This is a genomic window from Veillonella tobetsuensis (genome assembly GCF_001078375.1).
In the GTDB taxonomy this organism is placed as follows: Bacteria; Bacillota; Negativicutes; order Veillonellales; family Veillonellaceae; genus Veillonella; species Veillonella tobetsuensis.
This window is the reverse complement of sequence record NZ_BBXI01000007.1, coordinates 37,108-59,921: the sequence shown is the minus strand read 5'-3', so window position 1 is coordinate 59,921 and position 22,814 is coordinate 37,108. Positions and strand designations below refer to the sequence as shown.

Annotated in this window: 17 protein-coding genes; all 17 read right to left on the bottom strand. The window is 38.7% G+C overall.

Translation table 11 applies throughout. From position 1 onward, the window contains the following. Positions 1-4: 4 nt before the first annotated feature. The 17 genes from VEI_RS02385 to dusB all read right to left on the bottom strand — a co-directional run bounded on the left by VEI_RS02385 (position 5) and on the right by dusB (position 22,746). Entirely contained in the window at positions 5-4,294 is a 4,290-nt protein-coding gene (locus VEI_RS02385) for a translocation/assembly module TamB domain-containing protein (protein WP_059361695.1), read from the bottom strand. A 158-nt stretch (positions 4,295-4,452) separates the two neighbouring features. Continuing rightward, entirely contained in the window at positions 4,453-5,919 is a 1,467-nt protein-coding gene (locus VEI_RS02380) for a TolC family protein (RefSeq protein WP_059361694.1), read from the bottom strand. Positions 5,920-5,945: 26 nt separating this feature from the next. After that, positions 5,946-7,205 (bottom strand): MlaD family protein, encoded by a 1,260-nt coding sequence (locus tag VEI_RS02375; RefSeq protein ID WP_059361693.1) that lies wholly within the window; start codon positions 7,203-7,205, stop codon positions 5,946-5,948. After that, positions 7,205-7,963 (bottom strand): ABC transporter ATP-binding protein, encoded by a 759-nt coding sequence (locus VEI_RS02370; protein ID WP_059361692.1) that lies wholly within the window; start codon positions 7,961-7,963, stop codon positions 7,205-7,207. Before VEI_RS02370 ends, VEI_RS02375 begins: the two co-directional genes overlap by 1 nt. Before the next feature lie 24 nt (positions 7,964-7,987). Further along, complete coding sequence (locus VEI_RS02365; protein ID WP_059361691.1) at positions 7,988-8,749, bottom strand: MlaE family ABC transporter permease; 762 nt, start codon at positions 8,747-8,749, stop codon at positions 7,988-7,990. Between the two features lie 28 nt (positions 8,750-8,777). Further along, positions 8,778-10,778, bottom strand: a complete 2,001-nt coding sequence (locus VEI_RS02360) for a SpoIVB peptidase S55 domain-containing protein (protein WP_059361690.1) — start codon at positions 10,776-10,778, stop codon at positions 8,778-8,780. 11 nt (positions 10,779-10,789) lie between these two features. Next, positions 10,790-11,074, bottom strand: a complete 285-nt coding sequence (locus VEI_RS02355; RefSeq protein WP_059361689.1) for a biotin/lipoyl-containing protein — start codon at positions 11,072-11,074, stop codon at positions 10,790-10,792. A gap of 85 nt (positions 11,075-11,159) precedes the next feature. After that, complete coding sequence (locus VEI_RS02350) at positions 11,160-12,500, bottom strand: phosphodiester glycosidase family protein (protein WP_059361688.1); 1,341 nt, start codon at positions 12,498-12,500, stop codon at positions 11,160-11,162. Positions 12,501-12,682: 182 nt separating this feature from the next. Continuing rightward, the gene (mreB, locus tag VEI_RS02345; protein WP_059361687.1) at positions 12,683-13,912 is read right to left on the bottom strand and encodes a rod shape-determining protein; all 1,230 of its coding nucleotides are present in this window, start codon (positions 13,910-13,912) and stop codon (positions 12,683-12,685) included. Positions 13,913-13,961: 49 nt separating this feature from the next. Further along, positions 13,962-15,227: a UDP-N-acetylglucosamine 1-carboxyvinyltransferase gene (gene murA, locus VEI_RS02340; RefSeq protein ID WP_059361686.1), complete on the bottom strand. Its 1,266-nt coding sequence runs from the start codon at positions 15,225-15,227 to the stop codon at positions 13,962-13,964. Positions 15,228-15,410: 183 nt separating this feature from the next. After that, positions 15,411-16,373 (bottom strand): class II fructose-bisphosphatase, encoded by a 963-nt coding sequence (gene glpX, locus VEI_RS02335; protein ID WP_059361685.1) that lies wholly within the window; start codon positions 16,371-16,373, stop codon positions 15,411-15,413. Between the two features lie 33 nt (positions 16,374-16,406). Beyond that, entirely contained in the window at positions 16,407-17,051 is a 645-nt protein-coding gene (gene fsa, locus VEI_RS02330) for a fructose-6-phosphate aldolase (protein ID WP_059361684.1), read from the bottom strand. Positions 17,052-17,060: 9 nt separating this feature from the next. Next, positions 17,061-18,341, bottom strand: a complete 1,281-nt coding sequence (gene serS, locus VEI_RS02325) for a serine--tRNA ligase (protein WP_059361683.1) — start codon at positions 18,339-18,341, stop codon at positions 17,061-17,063. Positions 18,342-18,413: 72 nt separating this feature from the next. Then, a complete protein-coding gene (locus VEI_RS02320; RefSeq protein WP_059361682.1) occupies positions 18,414-19,367 on the bottom strand; it encodes a cation diffusion facilitator family transporter in 954 nt (317 codons plus the stop codon). 253 nt (positions 19,368-19,620) lie between these two features. After that, on the bottom strand, positions 19,621-21,138 hold the full coding sequence (gene lysS, locus VEI_RS02315; protein ID WP_059361681.1) for a lysine--tRNA ligase: 1,518 nt from the start codon (positions 21,136-21,138) through the stop codon (positions 19,621-19,623). 28 nt (positions 21,139-21,166) lie between these two features. After that, positions 21,167-21,640, bottom strand: coding sequence for a transcription elongation factor GreA (greA, locus tag VEI_RS02310; RefSeq protein ID WP_059361680.1), 474 nt, complete (start codon positions 21,638-21,640; stop codon positions 21,167-21,169). A gap of 95 nt (positions 21,641-21,735) precedes the next feature. Next, positions 21,736-22,746, bottom strand: coding sequence for a tRNA dihydrouridine synthase DusB (gene dusB, locus VEI_RS02305; protein ID WP_059361679.1), 1,011 nt, complete (start codon positions 22,744-22,746; stop codon positions 21,736-21,738). Between the last annotated feature and the right edge of the window lie 68 nt (positions 22,747-22,814).

Sequence of the window (22,814 nt, the reverse complement as noted above, 5' to 3'; positions counted from 1 at the left end):
ATTGTTAAAACTCGCGTGTCCAACGACCACCAATGTATGTACTACCCTGTGATGTATGCCAAGCATTAAATTTAACACTTCGTCTTAACGAATATTCAATACCATATTTGTTTTGCTTATTATTGATTCCCTGTGTATAGGTAATCATCGTTCTTGGCAATACATACTTGCCAATTTCAATGTTATAATTCCCCGCAGTTTCCTTACTAGTCGGTTCATTAGGATCAATCGATCCTGTTGTAATATTCACACGATCTAGGCCCAATGCATTTTTCATTGCATCTTGTACATAGCCAAAAGCAAACATTTGCGCACTAGCCACAGCCAAAGCATTCGCATCTTCATTTGTAATAGTACTACTATTCGAAGGCTCGCCACGACCAAAGGTTAACATGGAAATGATTTGTTTCCGTGATAGTGCTGGTTCTGACTTAAGCGTTAAGTCCATATGGTCCACAGTGCCTTTTACACCCAGGCTAATATTATAGTTCCCCACATTTGTATCGGCTTCAATTTGAAGCATCGGCAAGTAAGACCCTGTTGCAAAGGTAGCGGTCCCCTTATTAATATCAAAAGTATGACTTAGATATTTAAAGGTACCACTCACCACATTAAACTGACCACTAGCAGAAGGTTCGAAAACAGAGCCTCCAAAATGAACATCTCCTTTAATTTGCATATTATACAAGGTTTTGTCATAGAGACGCACATTTTTACCAGCGTGAACATTAACATCAATCCCTATATTACGAGTACTTTCACTAGACTCAAGAGCCAATGGAATCTTAAATTTAATATTCTCTAAATTTAAATTCCCCATAAGTGTTGGAATTCCATCTTTTTCTGCTATGTAGAGTTCACCGTTTAAAGGTCCATCAACATATTCATTGGCTATATTAAGTCCTTCTAACTGAGCCGCCATACGATAGCTAGTCATCGTATGTCCTGTCCAGTTAATCTTAGCCGCTAACCCTGCAGAACCTTTCCCCATAGATATACGAGACTGGAAGTCACCTTGTTGACCTGAGAAAATCAAATCGCCATCAATATTTTTAATGTCATTGCCAAGGCTCTTAATCTTCATGGTACCGTTTCGAACAGATACAGTCCCATACGCCTGTGGTTGGTCTAGAGTTCCGGTTATATGAACGACACCTTTCAGCGCACCTGTTGCATCTTGAACAGTATCAGTAACGAGTGGGATAACAGCCATACCTGCTTCATTGAAATCAACAGTCATATCCATAGCTTTAGAATCATTAGCATCAAGATATCCTGTAGTATATAAAGCAGCTAGCGGGATTCTTCCATAAACACTTAGCTTATAATCCCCTTTTGCACCTTGAATACGTTGGACATTGATAACATGATCTTGCATGGTAGCCAATACAAAGCCTTGATCTATGTCAATCCCATTATAAGATCCGTTCGCTAAACTTGCAGAGAGTTCAACCTTAGGATTTTTCGTAGCTCCTGTCATATTAATAACGCCTGTAACGGAACCAGTAGCTTTAATATCCTTACCGATAAGAGGCAAGAATGGCTTGATATCAACATCGCGAACAGCAATTTGTAAATCTGCATCGCCATCCAAATCAATTGTACCGCCCGCTGCAACAAGACCATCATCAACAGGTAACTTTAATGTACGAATTTTAAATTTACGATTTTCTAAAGCTACATCAACTTTTGCATCTCCTACCACTTTGTCATCTATAGATACATTGTTGATAGAACCTACTACATTAATGTTCGGATTATTATAAGTACCACCTAAATCAACGGTTCCGCTCAAAGAACCATCTAATGTATCTACTGGTTTACCAAGTAATGCCAAAAGATTGGATACACGACCATTGGTAATTTGCAAAGTTCCGAATAGACGCTTATCCCCTACGAGCGACATACCTGCCCGTGCCGTATATCGGCCACCATTTTCTTCATCAAAACCAAAGTTTTCTAGATTGATAACGGTTTTATCCGCATAAATCGTGCCATCTACATTGCTAATCCCCTCTCCATTGATTACGAGCAGATTAGAGGTTACAGTTCCATTAAAATTAGGATTATATAAGGAACCGCCAATATGGCCTTTTGCTTGTACATAACCTTTCACATTATAATCTGTATTGACTAACAAGCGACCTATATCTATATCCTTACCGTCTAAATTAATATCTAAGACTGACTCTGATGCGGTACCAGAGCCACGAATAATAGCACCATAACCTTGAACGGTAAAGTTTGATAGTGTAAGTACCTTATCTTTTAATGTATAGTCAAAATTAGCGTCACTAATTAATTTGCCATTATACGAACCATCATATAAACGAGAATGACCTTGAATATATGGATTATCTAAGGTGCCATGAATATCATTTTCAGATTCAAACCAGCCTGTAATCGGTATATTGCTAAATGGCCTAATAAGATTTTCTATGCGAACTGCCTTTGCACGGGCACGCATAGATAAAGCTTTAGATTTCAAATTCAAAGTACCATTAACTGTGAAAGCACCATCGCCATCACCAATAGAGGCATCTTGCAAATCTAAAACATGGTCTTTTATTGTAAAGCCCGCATTAATCGAGTTCAAACGACTGCCATTATAAATTATTTCAGGACTAGTAATGCGCCCCTCTACCGATACATTATCTATATCTCCAGTTACAAGTGCATGGCCCGTAAGCGTGCCAGCTAAACCATTTCCAATAAAACCATTAAAGCTAGTTGCATCAATGGAATCTGCGGATAAAGATAAATTTAACTGATTTCCTTCTATAGTGCCATAGCCACTAATCTTACCATTTCCCATATCACCAACAACAGCCACATCAGTGTGATTGCCGGACTTACGGAACGTAGCCTGTGCTGAGTCCACTGCAACACCACTGGAAACGATATTAGAACCTCTAACATCGCCTTCTATAACAGTAATAATGCTATTTTTACCATTAACAAGAACTCTACCATTCATCACACCAGATACAGGATACGATAAATTCTGTGTAAATGAAGCAATTTCTGCATCGTGAATGGTGCTATCCACAGAAAAATCACCACTATCAAAATTATATTGACCCTTAGCTTTTACACTACCGCGACCAACATATAATGTAGCATCACGGATATCTAATGTACTATTATAATAAGCAATATTTGCATCTCCGCTATCAATGTGGTAGTCCCCATAAGAAAAACCACTACTCTTAATAGTGCCAGACACATAAGGGTCAACACTAGTACCACCAATATGAACACGTCCGCCAACAGTACCACTAATTTGATTTTCCGTGAAAGCCTCTAATGCTACAGAATCTGCTACAGCGTTAAGATTTAATCCTACTTTATCATCTAATGTCACCAAGCCGTTAAGTTTTACAGCTTGATTGTTTACATTCCATTTACTTTGGCTGATTAAGATATTTTTATTTTGGAAAAATATACGTCCATTCCCTTCGGTAATCGTATACGTAGATGCTCCATCTTTATAGGATCCGTTAACACCATCAAAGGAGAGGCTTCCCGCCATCGTATAGGCCCCATCTCGCCCTTTAATTTGGGTTTTCACATCATGCAATATACCTTTAGATATAGATATATTTTTCTTTATTGGCACAAGATTCATAAAGCCAGAGATATCAACCATATCCGCTTGTACGAAAAGATCAAAATCCTCTGTTTTATTCATATCTACAGAACCATTAAGAGCAAAGGAATGATTATCAAGCAAACCATTCAAAGCCCCTTTTGACATACCATCTAAATTCAACGCAACATTGCCATCCAATTTTGTAAGTCTATGTACATTACCATCCTTAAATCGAATGATACCTGTAGCATCATTAACAACAATGTTCCCATCAAAGGATTTCTTATTACTCTTAGGCGTCGACACAACTAAAGAATTTACATTCCAAGTTCCATCGGCTAATTGCCATACGTGAACTTCAGGTCGTTCCATAGTAATTGTGGACACGATAGCGGATCCCTGAGAAGACCCTTGTAGAATAGATGGTATTGATATCCATTTCAAAGACACTGCCATTGTTGGAACGGTTGCGACCAAATGATTTTGTTCATCTCGAACTGTAACATTCTGTAGTTCCACATCTCCATTCCATGCTATATGCATAGATTCGTATTGGATGGTGCCTCTTACTGTTTTATGTAGTTGTTCCTGTACCATGGGTGCTACATATTGTTGTGCAATAGGATTGATTGTCGTAGCCACTCCTGCTACGCCCAGACCTAAAACAGCTGCACCAATAAGACACCATTTTTTCCTTGTCATAGGAAACCCCACACCTAAAAAAATACGATAATTTATACATCAATCTTACCATAAACAATAATATTACAATAGTATATGATGCATAAATTTTATGAAATATAAATATCTATATCCATAAAAAATGACGACTACCTAAGCAATCGCCATTCTTTTGGGTTTTATTTTTTTGCACTAGCACTTAAAGCTGCTAGTTGTGCTTCTGCACCACTATTAGCGATAATAGCTGCACCTTGACCAACTGGAGTATCAACAGGGACACCTGTAGCTTGTTCAAGAGCAGAAACACTTACATTATAGCTATAAAGAGCATCAACATAATTATTACGTGCTTGTGTTAATTTTAATTCCGCATCAAGTACATCAAGGTTAGTGCCTACCCCTGCTCTATAACGAAGTAATGCAATACGGAAGTTTTCTTGTCCTTCATTAACAGCAGTTTGTGTACTTTGAATTGTTTGTTCTGCAGTGCGTAAATTTAGATAAGCCTGTTGCACTGCAAGATTTACCTTATCTACAGTTGCCAAATTAGCTTCTTTAGCTTTTTCTAAATCTGCATAAGCACCTTTGATTTTATTTTGTGTAGCACCACCATCCCAGAGTTTCCAAGTTGCAGATGCACTGATATGCCAGGATTTAACATCGGTACCAAAGTACCCATTTAGATCAGTATAACCACGGCCAGCTTCTACATCTATCGTTGGTAAGTAACCAGATTTTGCAGCTTTTAAGTTTTCTTCTGCCGCCTTAACTGCCATAGCAGATTGAACTAGCGCAGAACGATGAAGCATCGCATACGCTTTAGCTTGTTCTAAAGACACATCGTATGGTTTATATTGTAAACTTTCTTCTGCCGTAGTAATAGCTGTTTGTACAGGGTATGCAATAACTTGATTCAAGCTAGCCTCAGCCAAATCAGCTGCATTCATAGCTTTTACAAGACTAGTTTGAGCCTCTGCCAAGCTTGTATCTGCACCTAATACATCAGAATTAGCTACTAAACCCACATTATATTGAGCTTTAACATTATCTACATGACCTTGGTAATCCTTAACAGCTTGTCTTGCTACAGCGGTCTTATTACGATACATAATCAAGGAGTAATAAGCATTAATAGCATCGTATTTAGCTTGTTGTAAAGATTCTTCATATGCAGCACCAGCGCCTTCACGCGTATATCTAGAAGCATCAATACTAGCATCTAAAGACGGACTAAATACAGGCGCAGAAATCGTAAAGTTATGATTACCATTTTTACTACTACCTGCATCGCCACCAGAGCGTTTGCCACCCCAACTATAGGCAAGAGATGGATTTTTACCAGCAGCAGCTGTGCTTACGGCTGCTTTTGCTGCCTGATAGCTCCACATAGTTTGCTTAGCAGTACGATTGTTTGCCAATGCTAAATCAACAGTACTTTCTTCATTTAAAGAAATAGAGGATTCATAGCGTTGTGCATCTTGTACTGATTTTTGGGCTAATTGTTTTTGAGTTAATTGAATGGCTTCTTTTTGAAGTTTAGTGAGTTTATCACCATTATTGACAGATGTAGAAACAACGTCACTTGCGAATGCACCTGTTGTAGCCATAGATAATATTACGGCTAAAGAAAAGGCCTTCTTATTCATACGTATACCTCCACACAATATGTGTTTTAAAAGACTTGTTTAATACCAAAATAGGTGCCACCATTGGAAGAACCAAATGGACGTGTCATCTGCACAACACCATATGTATTATTATGTAAGCGTATATCAGAGCGAAGTCGATATTTAGGATGATTTAAATCATACATAGCAGCAGATATAGCAAAAGGCCCACGAGGATTATAGTCTATGCCAAATCCGAGCTTGCTTTCAAAAATACCACCTCGTACTAGCCATTTAGAAGCAAAATATTTGCCACCATTTAGATCAAATTTAGTGTCATCGCCAATATTGGAAAGTCCAAACTCGCCCATTCCTTTGTCTGTGTAAATACGGGCACGACCATTGACACGAGCTTCATCTTTGTTTGTATTATAAAGCAAATCCACCGAAGGTTCTACTTTAATAGATGACTTTTTTTCAGCTGTATTTACCTCCGAGCCACTATATGTTGCATCGGATTGATATGCCTTACCACCCATCAATTTATTGACACGCGCAGAAATTTGCGCCGTATTATGCAACGTTTCTTTTAAATTCTCTTGTGCTTTAGGATCTGTAACAGTGCCTTCCATAGAGCGAGCCATATTATCTACACGCTCTGTAGTTTGTTTTATATTTGTTAGAATTTGACGCATATCCTCCCCAGCATTGCCATCGGCATTGAATTGTTGAGCCGCTTGGTTCAACTGAGCTGTTACATCCGCCATATTCTGTGTCATTGCTACTGCATTATCAGCCATAATAGCTGTAGATTGCAAAGAATGCTTTAATGCATCTTGCGTTTTAGGGTCTCCAATTATATTGTTGATGGATTGTAGCATTTGCTCTGTACCGGCCATTAATTTTTGAGCACTTTGCATGGCTTGGTCCATCGCATCAACGCCTTCACCCTTAACAGAATCTCCATTTTGTAAATATACAGTAGATTTACCTGGTGAGATTTGAATATACTTATCGCCTAAAAATCCGTCAGATCCCAAGGTAAACCTTGAGTCACTTGGTATTTGTGTCTTATCATCAATTTTCATCTTTACCACAACGCCAGAAGGAGTAATCTCGATATCGGAAACGCTACCGATAGCAACACCGGAAAATTTAACCTGATTACCATTCTTTAGACCATTTACCTGAGCAAAATCCCCTGTTATTGTCATTTGTGGTTTTGTAAATATATCAACGCGCCCTACAAATAGGATGCCCATTATAAACAACACAACCCCTACAATTGTGAAAGCCCCTACTTTAGCTTCCGTCGTCCACTTCATTATATGTCTCTCCTTGTTACGATATCAATAGCCTCCGCTTCACCATGAATAAATTGTTGCACCTTAGGATTAGGTGAATGTTTAAAGTCCTCTGTTTTTGATACCTCAATAAACTGTCCTTTATCAAGTAATGCTATGCGATCAGCTACATAAAAAGCCGATTGCATATCATGGGTGACAACAATAGATGTACATCCTAAACGTTCTTGCATACCTCGTATAAGCATGCTAATTGTACCAGATGTAATAGGATCTAAGCCTGATGATGGCTCATCATACAAGATAAGCGTTGGGTCAAGGGCAATCGCACGAGCTAGGCTGACGCGCTTTTTCATCCCCCCTGATAACTCATTAGGCATATAGGATTCATATCCGCTTAGCCCAACCCATCCGAGTCTTTCACTAACAATTCGCATAATTTCATCATCACTTAATGTCGTATGCTCTCTGAGACCAAAAGCTACATTCTCGCCTACCGACATAGAGTCAAAAAGTGCGGAATATTGAAATACCATGCCCATCTTCTGGCGTACCTTATTAAATTCTTCCTCTGATAATGTAGTGACATCTACACCATCAACAATAATTTGGCCTGATGTTGGTCGTTGTAAACCTATGAGTAGACGCAATAGGGTACTTTTACCACTACCACTACCGCCTAAAATAACGAGTGTTTCTCCATCTTGAATAGTTAAATTTACAGAATCTAATATCACCCGTGTATCATATGCTACAACTACATCACGTAATTCAATCATATAGCCCTCGTTTGAGATAATCGATTAAAAGAGTAGTGTCGATAGAAAATAGTTTAATACAAACACCAATATGATACTAGTCACAACAGAACTAGTAGTAGAAAAACCTACCGCCTCTGCCCCCATCTTGGTATGCATCCCCTTGTAAGCACCTACAAGAGCAATAACCGCCCCAAAAACACTAGATTTAATTAAGCCTAATGTAAAATCAGAAACAGTTGAAAAAATCTGTATCGAATCTAAATATGTAGCAGGGGCTAACCCTTTTATAGCTGTAGCTACAAAATACCCCCCTGCAATACCAATTGCAACACCGTAAAAGGCAAGGATTGGCACCATAATCATACAAGCTACAACACGGGGTACCACTAGGTAGCCGATTGGATCTACAGCCATAACACGCAATGCATCGATTTGTTCTGTTACCTTCATGGTTCCAATCTCTGCTGTAATAGCTGCCCCCACACGACCAGCTAATACAACACCTACAAGAATTGGTCCTAGTTCACGTCCCATAGCTACCGCCATAAGACCACCAACCGTACTTTGTGCTCCATATGTAATAAGAACATCAGTAATTTGTAGTGTCATTACACCGCCGGCAAATAACAAGGTAAGACTAATGATAGGCAATGAATCTACACCTAAATGAGCCATTTGCTGTAGAACATGCCATATATTAAGCATTTTTAATTGTTTTATGGTTTGCCATATAAGTAACATGGCCGTTCCCACATTAGATAGCCCCGTTATCACATTACGGCCTATCAACTCAAGCCAATTCACAACAGTCCCCCTTTCTTATTTTTAATTCCTATGCCTCTTGTTCTGATGAATCATTAGCAGGTTTGTCTGTAGATGGTTTATTACTAGATGGATCTTCCTTTGAAGGTTTTTCTTTCGCTGGTTTATCCTTTGTAGATTGAGAAGATTTAGTAGTTTTTTTATTACTTTGATCTTCTAATTCCAACTTATGTTCCATCTTAACTTGTTCTTTAGCGCGTTTAGCCAGTGCTTTATCACGATCTTTAACGCTCATAACATGAATAGTAAATTGACCATCACCTTGCACGATATACTCTGTGTCTACAGCAGTTTTATCGTTTTTCTTATCATCATCCTTGCCATCCCCAAGGTCTTCGTTATCTTTTTTCTTTTTAACGTCTCCCGGACTTGGCTTATCTTCAACACCTTGAAGTTTTGCCTTTTTCACGGATTTAGTAGACGCTTCTTCGTTGACAAGGCTAATGCCATCTTCCAAAATCTCTACAACGATCTGATTATTTGTATCTGTCTTTTGTAATTCATCAAACAAATCATCAAAATCTTTGTAAACTTTTAAACGACGCAATATTTCATCGGTTAAATTGTATTTTTGTTTTTCCAAAATATATGGTAGTGGGATTTCACCGCCACCACGAACCTCTAAGGTGTATTTACCGAGTGGTTGATCTTTTGGTACCACAAAGAATACCTCTTTGTTAATTTTTTCCCCACGATAAGGTTCCAATGTAACATCAACTACTATTGTATCACCAGGTGATACGATGGTCGATGATGCTGATGCATCTACCAGTTTCGCGGTTTTCTTATCTTGTGTAATCTCTATTTCAACATTAATATCTGTGATTTCATAGTTAATAAAACGGTTATTCATAAGTACATCGATAACATTGTAAAATTCATCAACAGTTTTTTCACTAATCGAGTCAGAACTATAGAACATATTCGTCCGCGTTAATGGCTTTTGTTCCTTATTTTTTGGTGTAATGGTATAGGTAATTTTAGCAGTCCCTTCACCACTACGATCCAAGGTTTTATTCAGCATATTATATAATGCTGTAGCCGCCAAGGTAGGGGTCATCTCTTTATCTTCAATGACCTTTACATTAGAGCGCTTATCGCGTCCCATGTCGATATCCTTAAGATGGAAACGTACAGGAATACCGCTTGAAATAGTTCCTGAAACACCAGCGATACCTGCACCACGATCCTCTGTAACAGTGCCCACTTCACGACCCATAGAACCTAGTTTAAAAGCAGATTCATAACTTTTAACAACGGTAAAAATACTTGCATTATGCATAAAGTAATTAGCAGAACCATGCTTTAAAAACGGATGACCAAAGGCCACCATCTGTTTTCCATCAACATAGGTAACAGTGCCAATAGCCCCTAATTTTAAATCGCCATCAACGAGTAATGCTGCTACAGAGCCACCAGCTTCTAATGGTTTTTCAATATCATCACTACTAGAGCTAGCAGTGTCATAGGTCTCATAATTATATTGTGGCAATTTGGATTTAAAATAATCCATAGCCATCTTATCAAAGCCATATGCCATCAATGGTGTTTTCATGGGAATTAATTGTTTATCAGACCATGTGTTAGTCAAATTCTTTTCGTATGGTATATTCCATAATTTCACCATATCTTCAATAGGTGTAATCATGCCGATTGTGCCATCAGCAAAGCCCCAACCATACGCTACGGCACCTACGAGTTTCCCATTTATATATACTGGACTACCACTCATACCATGTGCAATACCTCCAGTCTGTTCCATAACAGGACCAGAGAATTTTGCTAAAATCAAATGTCCCGATGGGCCTTTATCCTTCATGACCCCTAATACCTTGACATCAAAGTTAGATATGGTATCCCCTACTATTACTGTTTTTGCTATACCTTCCATACCAGTCTGTACATCTTGAACAGGCATAAAATCTACTGCCTGTGCGGATGATAGAGCACTACAGAAGAAAAGCGCCAGTATCGTTTTTCTATACCGACGCCAAGAATGAGAAAACTTCATTCCTATCTCCTTTATTTGCTTTCTACAGTGACAACGACTTGATCACGAGAAATATCCGAACCTACTGTGACATCAACTGCAGTCACAGTGCCATTCACTGTGGATTTAGCTGCTGCCATAGGACCTGCCAATGTTTCTACAGTCACTAGTGTTTGACCTTCTGTAACAGAAGTTCCAACAGCAACAGTAGAGGCAACTTTACCTGTTAATACACTTTGGTATGATACAGGGGCCGCCATTACAGAAGTAACGCCCAAAGCTGTTAACGCAGCGAAGGCTAATAAGATCTTTTTCATAACGATCCCTCCTTTTACAATAGAATACATAAAATTATTATACTAAATTTAACTATTTTTTTCAAACAAAATTGCATGCAACTCATTATTTAATAATCAAAATTTTTTCATAAGCTGTCGGTGTTTCCTTTTCCTTATGAACATAATGACCATCAACGTTAATATCAACACTACCTTGGTTAGATAATTCAAATCCATTAATAGCACCTAAGGATTTAAGTAAATCTGCCCCTTCCTCCAAAGTGACACCTACAGAAGACGCATTCTGTTTATCTACAGTAGTTACTACAAGCTTTTCATCCTTTGTGGTTCCAATAAAACTGCGTCGACTATTAGTCGAACTGTCAGATCCCACATAATGATCATTATACAAAATTAATGTACCACCTTCGACCATAGCTCCACCAGCCGTATCAACCTTTGCCAACTCCGATCTAGGTTGTAAAGTAACAGGAGTTCCTACCTTTAAAGCTTTTAAAGAAGGAATAGCCTCTCCATGAGCGGACAGAACAAATTGATTCGTACCTAATATGGAATTCCCTGTACCAACCTTCAATATCTTGCCTGCACTAACCGTTACTTCATAACCAAAGTCATTTGTTTTTGTACTTTTACCATAACTTGGTGTATACAAGGTCAACGCATTATTCCTACGCGGACCATTGACAGCAGTAATCACCAGCGTAGTTTTTGGAGTTTTCGCCTGTAACAAAGGCTTTTTCTCTTCTATAAAATAGCCTCTACTTGGGGTATAACGAAGGACCCCTACCGACTGAATTCGACTTAAATCTACTTCCCCATTAGCACTAACAGAATAAGGTTGATTAAAGCTTTTGCCAGGTAGAGTCAAACCTACAGAAGCAATATGAGGCTGTGAAATAGCATCCAAAGTCTTACCGCCGGATACGGAGGATACAACCATTGGCGCATCACTATTTACAGTCATTGCATAAGCTTGTATCAGACCTTCCTTAACAGAGGTTTTAATATTTGCAGTCTGAATCGACGAGCCTACATGTTTGGTTGTTTTCTGACTATAATCTGAGAATATATCTACTACCAAACGATTTGGATTCGCTAGTGTAAAGGCATGATAATTAACGGCTTGATTGGCGGCTAACTTGACTTGCACTCCATTATTCGTATTCTGAAATGACATGCTTTTCAACATGCCAGCCTTATTTGTTGTACGCTCTGCAGCAGTTGAAATTTTATTAGTAGTATTAGCTAAATTCAATGTAACCGTATTTTGACTAGCATTGTAGGACTTAGTCCAGGACAATGGTAATTCAGACATATCAAAGACGATACGACTGGTTCCATCATAATCCGATACGCGAACACCGGTTAAATCCGCAGCATAAGCTGTCAAGCACGTAGTTGTCATAATTGATGCTGCTATAGCAGCAATTTTAAGGCGCACCATAATTGAACTCCTTTATGATATTTAATGACTATTAGCCTTCTCATGTAAATCATAATCTTATTGATGAAAGCTACTCTATTACTCATTATTGATTTTATACAATCTATTTATTGTAGTATACACTATTTTCAAAAAGAATACAAAGAAAGCCGAGGTTTTTATCATCCTCGGCTTAATTTATACTATTGTAATTCTTCTAATGTATCTCTCAATGTCGACATCTCATCCAGTGTTTTAGCAACACCTTTAATTACAGCATATCTAGGCATTTCAACTAAATATGCGGCAATGCCGATAGAGCGAGAAATTACGCGATCTAAACCACTAATTAACGCTCCACCACCGGTAAGAATAATACCATGATCAGCTATAGCTGCCACTAATTCAGGAGGCGTTTTTTCCAAAATAGATTTGATTTCCTCTAAAATACTCATAACCTGAGATTCTAAGGCACGTTGTATCTCTAATGAGTGAAGCGTCACTATTTTAGGCAAACCAGTAATGGCATCACGGCCCCTAATTTCTACCTCTCGCTCCTCTGAGCGTCGGTCTACCGTTCCAGCAGAAATTTTAGTTTCTTCAGCTGTCAACGCCCCAATAACAAGTTTTTTCTTTCGTCGTACATATTGAATAATGGCTTCATTAAACGAATCTCCACCTATACGTAAAGACTCACTCACTACAACCCCTGTATCACATAATACAGCAATATCAGTAGTACCACCACCAATATCAACTACCATAGCCCCTACATGGTCTGCCTCATTGAGATTTGTCCCCATTGCAGCCGCGAGGGGTTCTTCAATAAGAACGGTCTTCTTAGCGCCAGTGCGTAAAAGAGCCTCTAAAATCGCTCGTTTTTCAACAGGCGTAATTCCCGATGGCACACAAACAACGATACGTGTTTTCATAAGCCGTGATGCTGGAACTACGGAACGGATAAAATACTTTAACATGAATTCCGTCATATCGTAATCTGCAATAACCCCCGCTTGAACCGGTCGTATCACTTCAATCCCAGTCGGTGTCCTACCAATCATACGCTGAGCATTTTCTCCTACGGCCAACACATCACCGGTGCGCGTATCTTTAGCCACACAAGAAGGTTCATCTAAAACTAGCCCTTTTCCTTTAACATAGATAAGCACATTAGCTGTCCCTAAATCGATGCCTAAATCAAAGGTAAGGGATCGACCAAATTTAGATACTGTGGAGCCCACATTTTTAGGCGAAACAATACGTTTTAACGTCATGGCTGGCGTTGTTTTAGCAATAGGTTTAGTCCGCTTTTGACGACGTTCCTTACGACGTATTTCGGTTACCTTCACCATGGCCGCACGAGAGGTACGCTCTACAATAGTTTCGTTCTTACCATTCGTATCATTCTCTTGATTGCGACGCAAAGCCGGCACTTGTTTTCGCCGGCTTCGTTTCTTCGTATTCAGTTTTGGCCTTTTGTTCTTATTCGTTAACCCGAACAATATCGGCACCTAACCTTTTCAATTTACCCACTAAATCATCGTAACCGCGGTCAATATGATGCAAACGGCCTATTTCTGTTGTACCTTCTGCTGCAAGACCTGCACAAACCAACGCAGCCCCTGCACGTAAATCTGTAGCATTTACAACGGCACCATGCAATGATGGCATACCTTCAACGATAGCTTGTCGGTTATCAATATCGATATGAGCCCCCATCTTGCGTAACTCAGCAACATGCATAAAACGGTTTTCAAACACTGTTTCAGTCACGGTACTTGTGCCTTCTGCAATTGTAGTAAACGCCATGAATTGAGCTTGCATATCTGTAGGGAATCCAGGATATGGCAATGTTTTAATATCCACCGCTTTTAATCCTTTACCGGTACTGATAACACGAATACCTTCAATGTCTTCTTCAACAGTAACGCCTGCTTCTTTTAACTTAGCAACCACTGGTTTTAAATGTTCAGGCAATGCGTTTTCTACAAATACATCACCACCGGCCATAGCCGCTGCAATTAAATACGTACCAGCTTCAATACGATCTGGAATAACAGTATGAATAGCTCCATGCAAGGATTCTACCCCTTCAATGCGAATTACATTAGTACCTGCACCGCGAATATTAGCGCCCATCGCATTTAAGAATGTTGCTAAATCAACGATTTCTGGTTCTTCTGCAGCATTTTCAATAACGGTTTTACCCTTTGCCATAGAGGCAGCCATAATTACGTTTTCCGTAGCGCCTACACTTGGAAAGTCTAAGTAAATTTGAGTGCCTGTAAGGCCTTCTGGAGCATGAGCATATACATAGTCTTCAGTAATTTCAATTTTTGCACCCAATGCTTCAAATGCTTTCAAATGAAGATCGATAGGACGTGCACCAATAGCACAACCACCAGGCATGGATATTTTAGCTTCGCCTTTACGCGCCAATAATGGTCCCATCACAAGAAAAGAAGCTCTCATTTTACGAACTAATTCGTAAGGTGCTTCTGTAGCTGTCAACATAGAGGCATCGAAGATAATTTCATCATCAGCTTCGTTCCGAGTAATCTTAACCCCCAATGATTCAATTACTTGAGAAATCGTGCCAACATCTTCTAAATTTGGAATTTCCAATAATTTACTTGGTGTTGATGCCAATAAAGTAGCTGCAATAATAGGCAACACCGCATTTTTCGCACTACTAACACGCACGCGACCATTCAGCTGATTACCGCCTTGAATAACGAGCTTTTCCAAAAGAATTCCTCCTACATATCCTATATTAGAAAGGTTGTAACAATTCACAACCCTATTCGTCACACTGTTATATACTAACGATTATTATACTATTTTTTAGGCTTTCTCATCAAGTAAAAACCCCTAAGATTATCAATATAGTCTTAGGGGTTCTAAGTTACTCTACTAGTAAAAGTAATAGAATTAACGAGCTTTTAATGTTTTTAATTTATCATCCATATGAATCGTATCAAGGAAACGTACAGTCCCCGTTTTGGAGCGCATCACAATAGTATGAGTGCGAGCGCCACCTGGGAAGTATTGAATTGGATTTAACAAGTTACCGCGCGTAATGGCAGTCGCTGCAAAAATTACATCATCACTTTTTACTAGATCATCTAATGTCAATACTTGATTTACATCAGCAATACCCATTTCATGGCAACGACGAATTTCTTCATCAGTTTCTGGTTTTAAGCGAGCTTGCATATCGCCGCCTACACATTTAAGTGCTGCAGCCGCCAATACACCTTCTGGTGCACCGCCAGTACCAACAACCATGTGTACACCAGAACCTTCAATACAACATTCCATAGCTGGATTCACATCACCATCAGAAATAAGCATGATACGAGCACCTAAATCACGAGCTTCTTGCATCAAACCATAATGGCGTTCGCGATCAAGCATAACCAAGTTGATTTCTTCAACCTTACGGTCCATTTTCGTAGCTACATTTTTAATATTTTCAGTCAACGACTTGGTAATATCAATAGCACCAGCACCGCGTGGACCTACGCAGATTTTTTCCATATACATATCAGGGGCATGTAATAAACCACCTTTTTCAGCGATAGCCATAACTGCGATAGCACCATTTTGACCTTTAGCAATCAAATTAGTACCTTCAATTGGATCTACTGCAATATCTACTTCTGGACCGCCAGCGCCAACATGTTCACCAATATATAACATAGGTGCTTCATCGATTTCGCCCTCACCGATAACAACAGTACCAGAAATACGAACAGAATCAAAAGCTTGACGCATTGCATCAACGGCTAAACCATCGGCTTCGTCTTTTTGTCCACGACCTAATAAACGACCACTACGAAGTGCAGCTGCTTCGACTACACGAGCAAATTCTAAAGATAAAGTACGATCCATTTTAGGGCCTCCTTAAAAAGATGTTTATATTACTTATTGATTAGCTTGTTTCCAATCAGCCATGAATTTTTCCAATCCCGCATCAGTTAATGGATGTTTCATAGCTTGTAACAACACTTTATATGGCACTGTTGCAATATGGGCACCAGCTTTCGCACATTGTAAAATATGCAATGGTGTACGTACGCTAGCAGCGATAATTTCTGTATTGATACCATGAATAGCAAAAATATCAGCAATATCTTGTATCAACGTCAATCCATCCATGCTAATATCATCGATACGCCCTACAAAAGGGCTCACAAATGTAGCACCAGCGCGAGCTGCCAATAATGCTTGATTAGCAGAAAAAATCAATGTTACATTTGTCTTAATACCTTCTTTTGAAAGCACTGCAACGGCTTTTAAGCCTTCTGGAGTCATTGGAATTTTAACAACCACATTAGAGCCTAGTTTTACAAGCTCATGTGCTTCTTCAATCATACCCGGTGCATCACTAGCAATGACCTCTGCACTTACAGGGCCCTCTACAAAATCCGCAATTTCTTTAATTACTTGTTTTAAATCGCGTTTAGCTTTCACAATTAAGGATGGGTTTGTCGTTACCCCGTCGATAAAGCCATAAGAGTAAGCATCTTTAATTTCACTAAATTCGGCTGTATCTATAAAGAATTTCATAGGACCTCCTTATTTGGCAGGCGTAATTTTTTCTACGCCGCCCATGTATGGAACCAACACCTTAGGAATCACAACGGAACCATCTGGTTGTTGATTATTTTCCAAAATTGCTGCTACGGTACGACCTACTGCAAGGCCAGAACCATTCAATGTATGAACAAATTCAGGTTTACCTTTAGGTCCACGACGGAATTTAATATTTGCACGACGAGCTTGGAAGTCCGTCATATTGGAACAAGAAGAAATTTCTCTATATTTATTTTGTGCAGGCATCCATACCTCAACGTCATACGTTTTAGCAGAACCAAAGCCCATATCGCCTGTACACAATGTAATAACGCGGAATGGCAATTCTAATAGACGTAATACCTCTTCTGCATTATCAGTTAATGTTTCCAATTCATTAAAGGAATCCTCTGGTTTTGAAAGTTTAACCATTTCAACCTTGTTAAATTGGTGTTGGCGAATTAAGCCACGTGTATCACGGCCTGCAGAGCCAGCTTCTGCACGGAAACATGCTGTAAATGCTGTGTAATATTTTGGCAATTCATCTTCACTTAAGATTTCACCACTATGGTAGTTTGTCAATGTAACCTCTGCTGTCGGAATCAAGAAGTACTCTGTATCCTCAACATGATACATATCTTCAGCAAATTTAGGCAATTGACCTGTACCTGTCAAAGTTTCACGAGTAACCATATAGGGAGTCATCATTTCTGTGTAACCTTGTTTATCAACATGGAGGTCAACCATAAAATTAATAAGAGCACGTTCTAAGCGCGCACCTAGGCCTTTATATACGGTAAAGCGTGCCCCAGACATTTTTACAGCTCGGTTAAAGTCAAGAATATCTAATTCTTCACCAATATCCCAATGTGCTTTTGGTTCAAAATCAAATTGACGTGGTTCACCCCATTTGCGTTGTTCTACGTTTTCATCTTCATCAGCACCAACAGGAACAGATGCGTCACACATATTCGGTAACATCAACGCTACATTACGCAAAGATTCCTCTACTTCACGAATGCGGCCATCCAACTCAGAAATTTCATCGCCAACGCGTTTCATTTCAGCAATTTTTTCATCTGCATTTTCTTTGTTGCGTTTTAATTGGCTGATTTCTTCTGTAACAGAGTTACGCAATGCCTTTAATTCTTCTACTTGTTGAATTAATTGTTTGCGTTCATCATATGCATCTACAAAAGTATCAATATCACCTTTTGTATGACGGTTGTCTAAATTTTGTTTTACTAGCTCGAGATTTTCTCGGACAAATTTTAAATCTAACATAGTATCAGCCTCTTTTATTATGTCGTATAATTTAGTATTTTAATACATCTAAGTATACCATAAAATATAGTATTAATCATCATCTTCTTCATCGAGAAGATAATCTTTAGCCATCCATTTACGAGTACCTGTAAAGGAAATAGTCACCCATTTTTCTGTAGGATTACCGCCTAGCTCTCCATCAATTTCGTTTCGAATTGCATCTAGTTCTGCAATTGTTTGGTAAGGAAAATTCTTTGGTACCAAAATATCGATCTCAATAATACGTGAGTTACCATAAGCTTGCACACTAGTTACATAATCTTTAAATGAATATTTTTCCATGAATCGATCCATAATCTCTTGCACTTCATCATGCAATGATGATGGGGCCCAACCCAAAACTTGTTTTGTAGAAGGTATAAGAATCTTAATAACTGACGGAATCATTTGCAATGCTAATACGATTAAAACGATAGGGTCAATATAAACAGCCCAATAGCTATACGCTGTCTCCTCTAACAAAAGAGCAGCCACAAAACTGATGAGAATAGCCGCCTCTAGCCATGCATCAACGGACCAACTAACATTATCAAACTTGATTAGATTTGATTGTAAGCTTTTATTAATACGATGTACGTAAAAATAATAAGCTGTATCAGCTATAGTAAAGAAAATAGCATAATAAATGGCAATGCCAAAATCAACATGGCGACCGCCATTGAGTAAATCTCCTATACCACTAATCAATGCGTATAATACGATTAGTAGTATAAAGAAACCTTCAACAACGAGTACGAGAGGCTCAAATTGCCAATACCCAAATTGGAAACGCTTGCTAGTTTCACGCGCTACCAACTTGGCTGTCATAAGCATCATTATTTTAATAATTACATCAATAAATGAGAATATACCATCTAATAGTACGGCACTAGAACCAGTAATTACGCCCATAATAGTACCACTAATGGCCACCAACAACATTAATGCAACGGATTGCTTTAATAATCGTTGCTCTATTGAACGCCTTGCAGCTAATATATCCATAATTATCCCCTTATATACCTATATTATTTTATTATACTCTAATAAGGAATGTTTTTAAAATCACAGAAAAAAGCCCTCAACCATGGTTCTATAATAAATGTTGGGGTGACACCGTAGTGGTGTCACCCCAACATTTATTATAGAACCGTTATTAAACATGTATAAGCTTAATTACTCTTGGTTTTAATATTTTGCATGAGTCTTAACTTAAATACGATTTCATCGTTTTCGGTTGTACTACTTACATCATATATTATTCTTCAATATTTTCAGAATTTTGTGCAGAAGATACTTCTGGTTTCATCAATGGGAATAACAATACATCGCGGATAGATGCAGAGTCTGTTAAAAACATAACAAGACGGTCAATACCAATACCTAAACCAGCTGTTGGTGGTAAACCGTATTCAAGAGCATTGACAAAATCTTCATCCATACGATGAGCTTCATCATCGCCAGCTTCACGTTCTTTCAATTGATCCAAGAAACGTTGTTTTTGGTCAATTGGGTCATTCAACTCGGAGAAGCCATTTGCTAACTCGCGGCCGTAGATAAATGCTTCAAAACGTTCTGTAGCCAATGGATTTTCACGACTTGCTTTAGCAAGAGGGGAAATTTCTTTTGGATGACCATATACAATAGTTGGTTGAATCAAGTTTTCTTCTACATAATCTTCGAAACAAGCATTCAAGATTTTACCAATACCATCACTATCTGCATATTCTACATTTAAACGATCTGCAATAGCGCGTGCTTCTTCTACTGTAGTCACTGCATCAAAGTCTTCACCAGTATATTTTTTTACACCTTCAGACATGGTGATGCGGTTCCAAGGTGGTGTTAAATTAATTTCTGTACCTTGGTATGTGATTTCTTGTGTGCCAAGTACTTCTTGAGCACAATAGGATACAAGATTTTCAGTTAAACGAATAGAATCTTCTACATCGCCATATGCTTGATAGGATTCAATAGTAGTAAATTCAGGATTGTGACGATTGTCGATACCTTCGTTACGGAAACAACGGTTCATTTCGAACACGCGGTCCATACCACCAACGATTAAACGTTTAAGGTACAATTCAGGTGCAATACGCATATAGATATCAATATCAAGCGCATTGTGATGTGTAATGAACGGACGAGCCGCAGCACCACCAGGGATAGCATGCATCATAGGAGTTTCAACCTCCATGAAGCCATCACGCATCATGTACTCACGAATTTTTGCAACAATTTGGGATCGTTTTACAAATGTATCGCGTACTTCTGGATTTACGATTAAATCTACATAACGTTGACGATAACGAAGTTCTGTATCTTTAAGACCATGCCATTTTTCTGGTAATGGACGCAAGGATTTAGATAAAAGTGTCAATTTACTTACTTTGATAGTAATTTCACCTTTTTGAGTTCTAAATACATGGCCTTCAATACCTACGATATCGCCGATATCAAGCATTTTTACATATTTGTAATTTTCCTCGCCTAATGCATCTTTACGGAAATACACTTGGATATCTCCGGATTTATCACGAATATTCGCAAATGCAGTCTTACCATGAGAACGGATTGTCATTAGACGGCCCGCAATCACTGTAGGTTGGTCTTCATAGTTCAAGAAGTCATCTTTAATATCTTTTGCATGATCTTTAACAACAAAACGTTGGCCAAAGGGATAGATGCCATCAGCTTCATATTCAGCCAATTTGTCGCGGCGAATTTGCATTTGATCATTTAATTCTTCTTGTACATTTTTAATTTCTTCACTCATGTTATCGCCTCTTCGTTGGAAATGTAAATTATTGAATTGCTAACACTTTAAAAGTAACAGGGCCATCTGGTGTGGAAACCTCTACTTCATCACCCTGGCGTTTACCCAAAATAGCTTTGCCTACAGGGGATTCATTGGAAATACGATTGTTGAAAGGATCCGCTTCAGAGGAACCAACAATAACATATTCTAATTCGTCATTATACATAGTATCTAAAACAGTAACCTTGCTACCAACAGATACAACATCACCCTTAACGGATTCATCGATGATTTTTGCAGTGTTAATTTTATTTTCTAATTCAGAAATATGACCTTCAATGAAAGCTTGTTCATTTTTAGCATCATCATATTCAGAGTTTTCACTAATGTCGCCATATTCAATAGCGGTTTTAATACGTTGTGACACCTCGATACGGCGCACAGATTTATAATATGCTAATTCATCCTCAAGTTTTTTCAAACCTTCGGCTGTAAGTAATGTTTCTTTTACGTCTGCCATGGATTCTCCCATTCTTTCTACATATAAATAATAGAAAAAGTGTCATAGTACGATGACACCTTATCTTGCATCTTTAAATTTTCTAATCAATTATACTAAGAACCCCTGTTTTTGTCAATGCGAGCCCAATGCTCTAACAGTTCTCGGTATTTTAAAAGCTCAATTCTAAAGCTTTGAGGTGTATGAATTGTATTTACTCGATTTCGCCAATACGCAGATTCAGGCATGCCCTTCATATACCACCCTGCATGTGTCCGTATTTCTTTTACGCCAAGGGTCTCACCCTTATACCGACATAACAGTTCAAAGTGCTGAAGCAACATATCCACTCGCTCTACATACGTAGGTGCGGGACTACTTTCACCAGTAGTTAAATACTGATTAATACGCTCAAAAATCCATGGATTCCCTTGTGCACCTCGTCCAATCATCACCGCATCACAGCCAGTTTCTTGTATCATATTAAAAGCATCTTCAGGTGTCCAAATATCGCCATTGCCAATAACAGGAATAGATAGTTCCTCTTTCACAGCTTTAATATAGGACCAATCTGCATGCCCCATATACATTTGTTCCCGAGTTCGACCGTGAACAGCCACGGCTGCAACACCAGTACTTTCAATGCGTTTAGCAAAATCAACTACATTAATATGCTCCGCATCCCAACCGATTCGCATTTTTACCGTAACAGGTTTATCTACGGCTTTTACAGCAGCCTCAGCCACACGAGCAGCCAGATCTGGAGTTTTCATTAACGCAGAACCATCACCGCTAGAAACGACCTTTTTAACAGGACATCCCATGTTGATATCTACAATATCTGCACCAGCATCTGCTACCACCTTCGCGCCCAATGCTATTGCTTCTGGATTTGAACCAAAAATCTGCATTGATACGGGATGTTCAACTTCTTCCATACGCAACAATTCATGAGTGCGTTCATTTTTATATTTTATGCCCATAGCACTAACCATCTCGGTACAAACCATGGATGCGCCATGTTCTTTGGCTAATAATCGGTATGCAATATCACTAACCCCTGCCATAGGTGCTAAAATAGCCTTACCATGAATGGGTACATTACCAATAGCCCATGTTTCTTTCATTATGATTCACCTAATAAAACAGGTACAGCCTAAGCCGTACCTGTTATGTACACTATAATTACAACTAA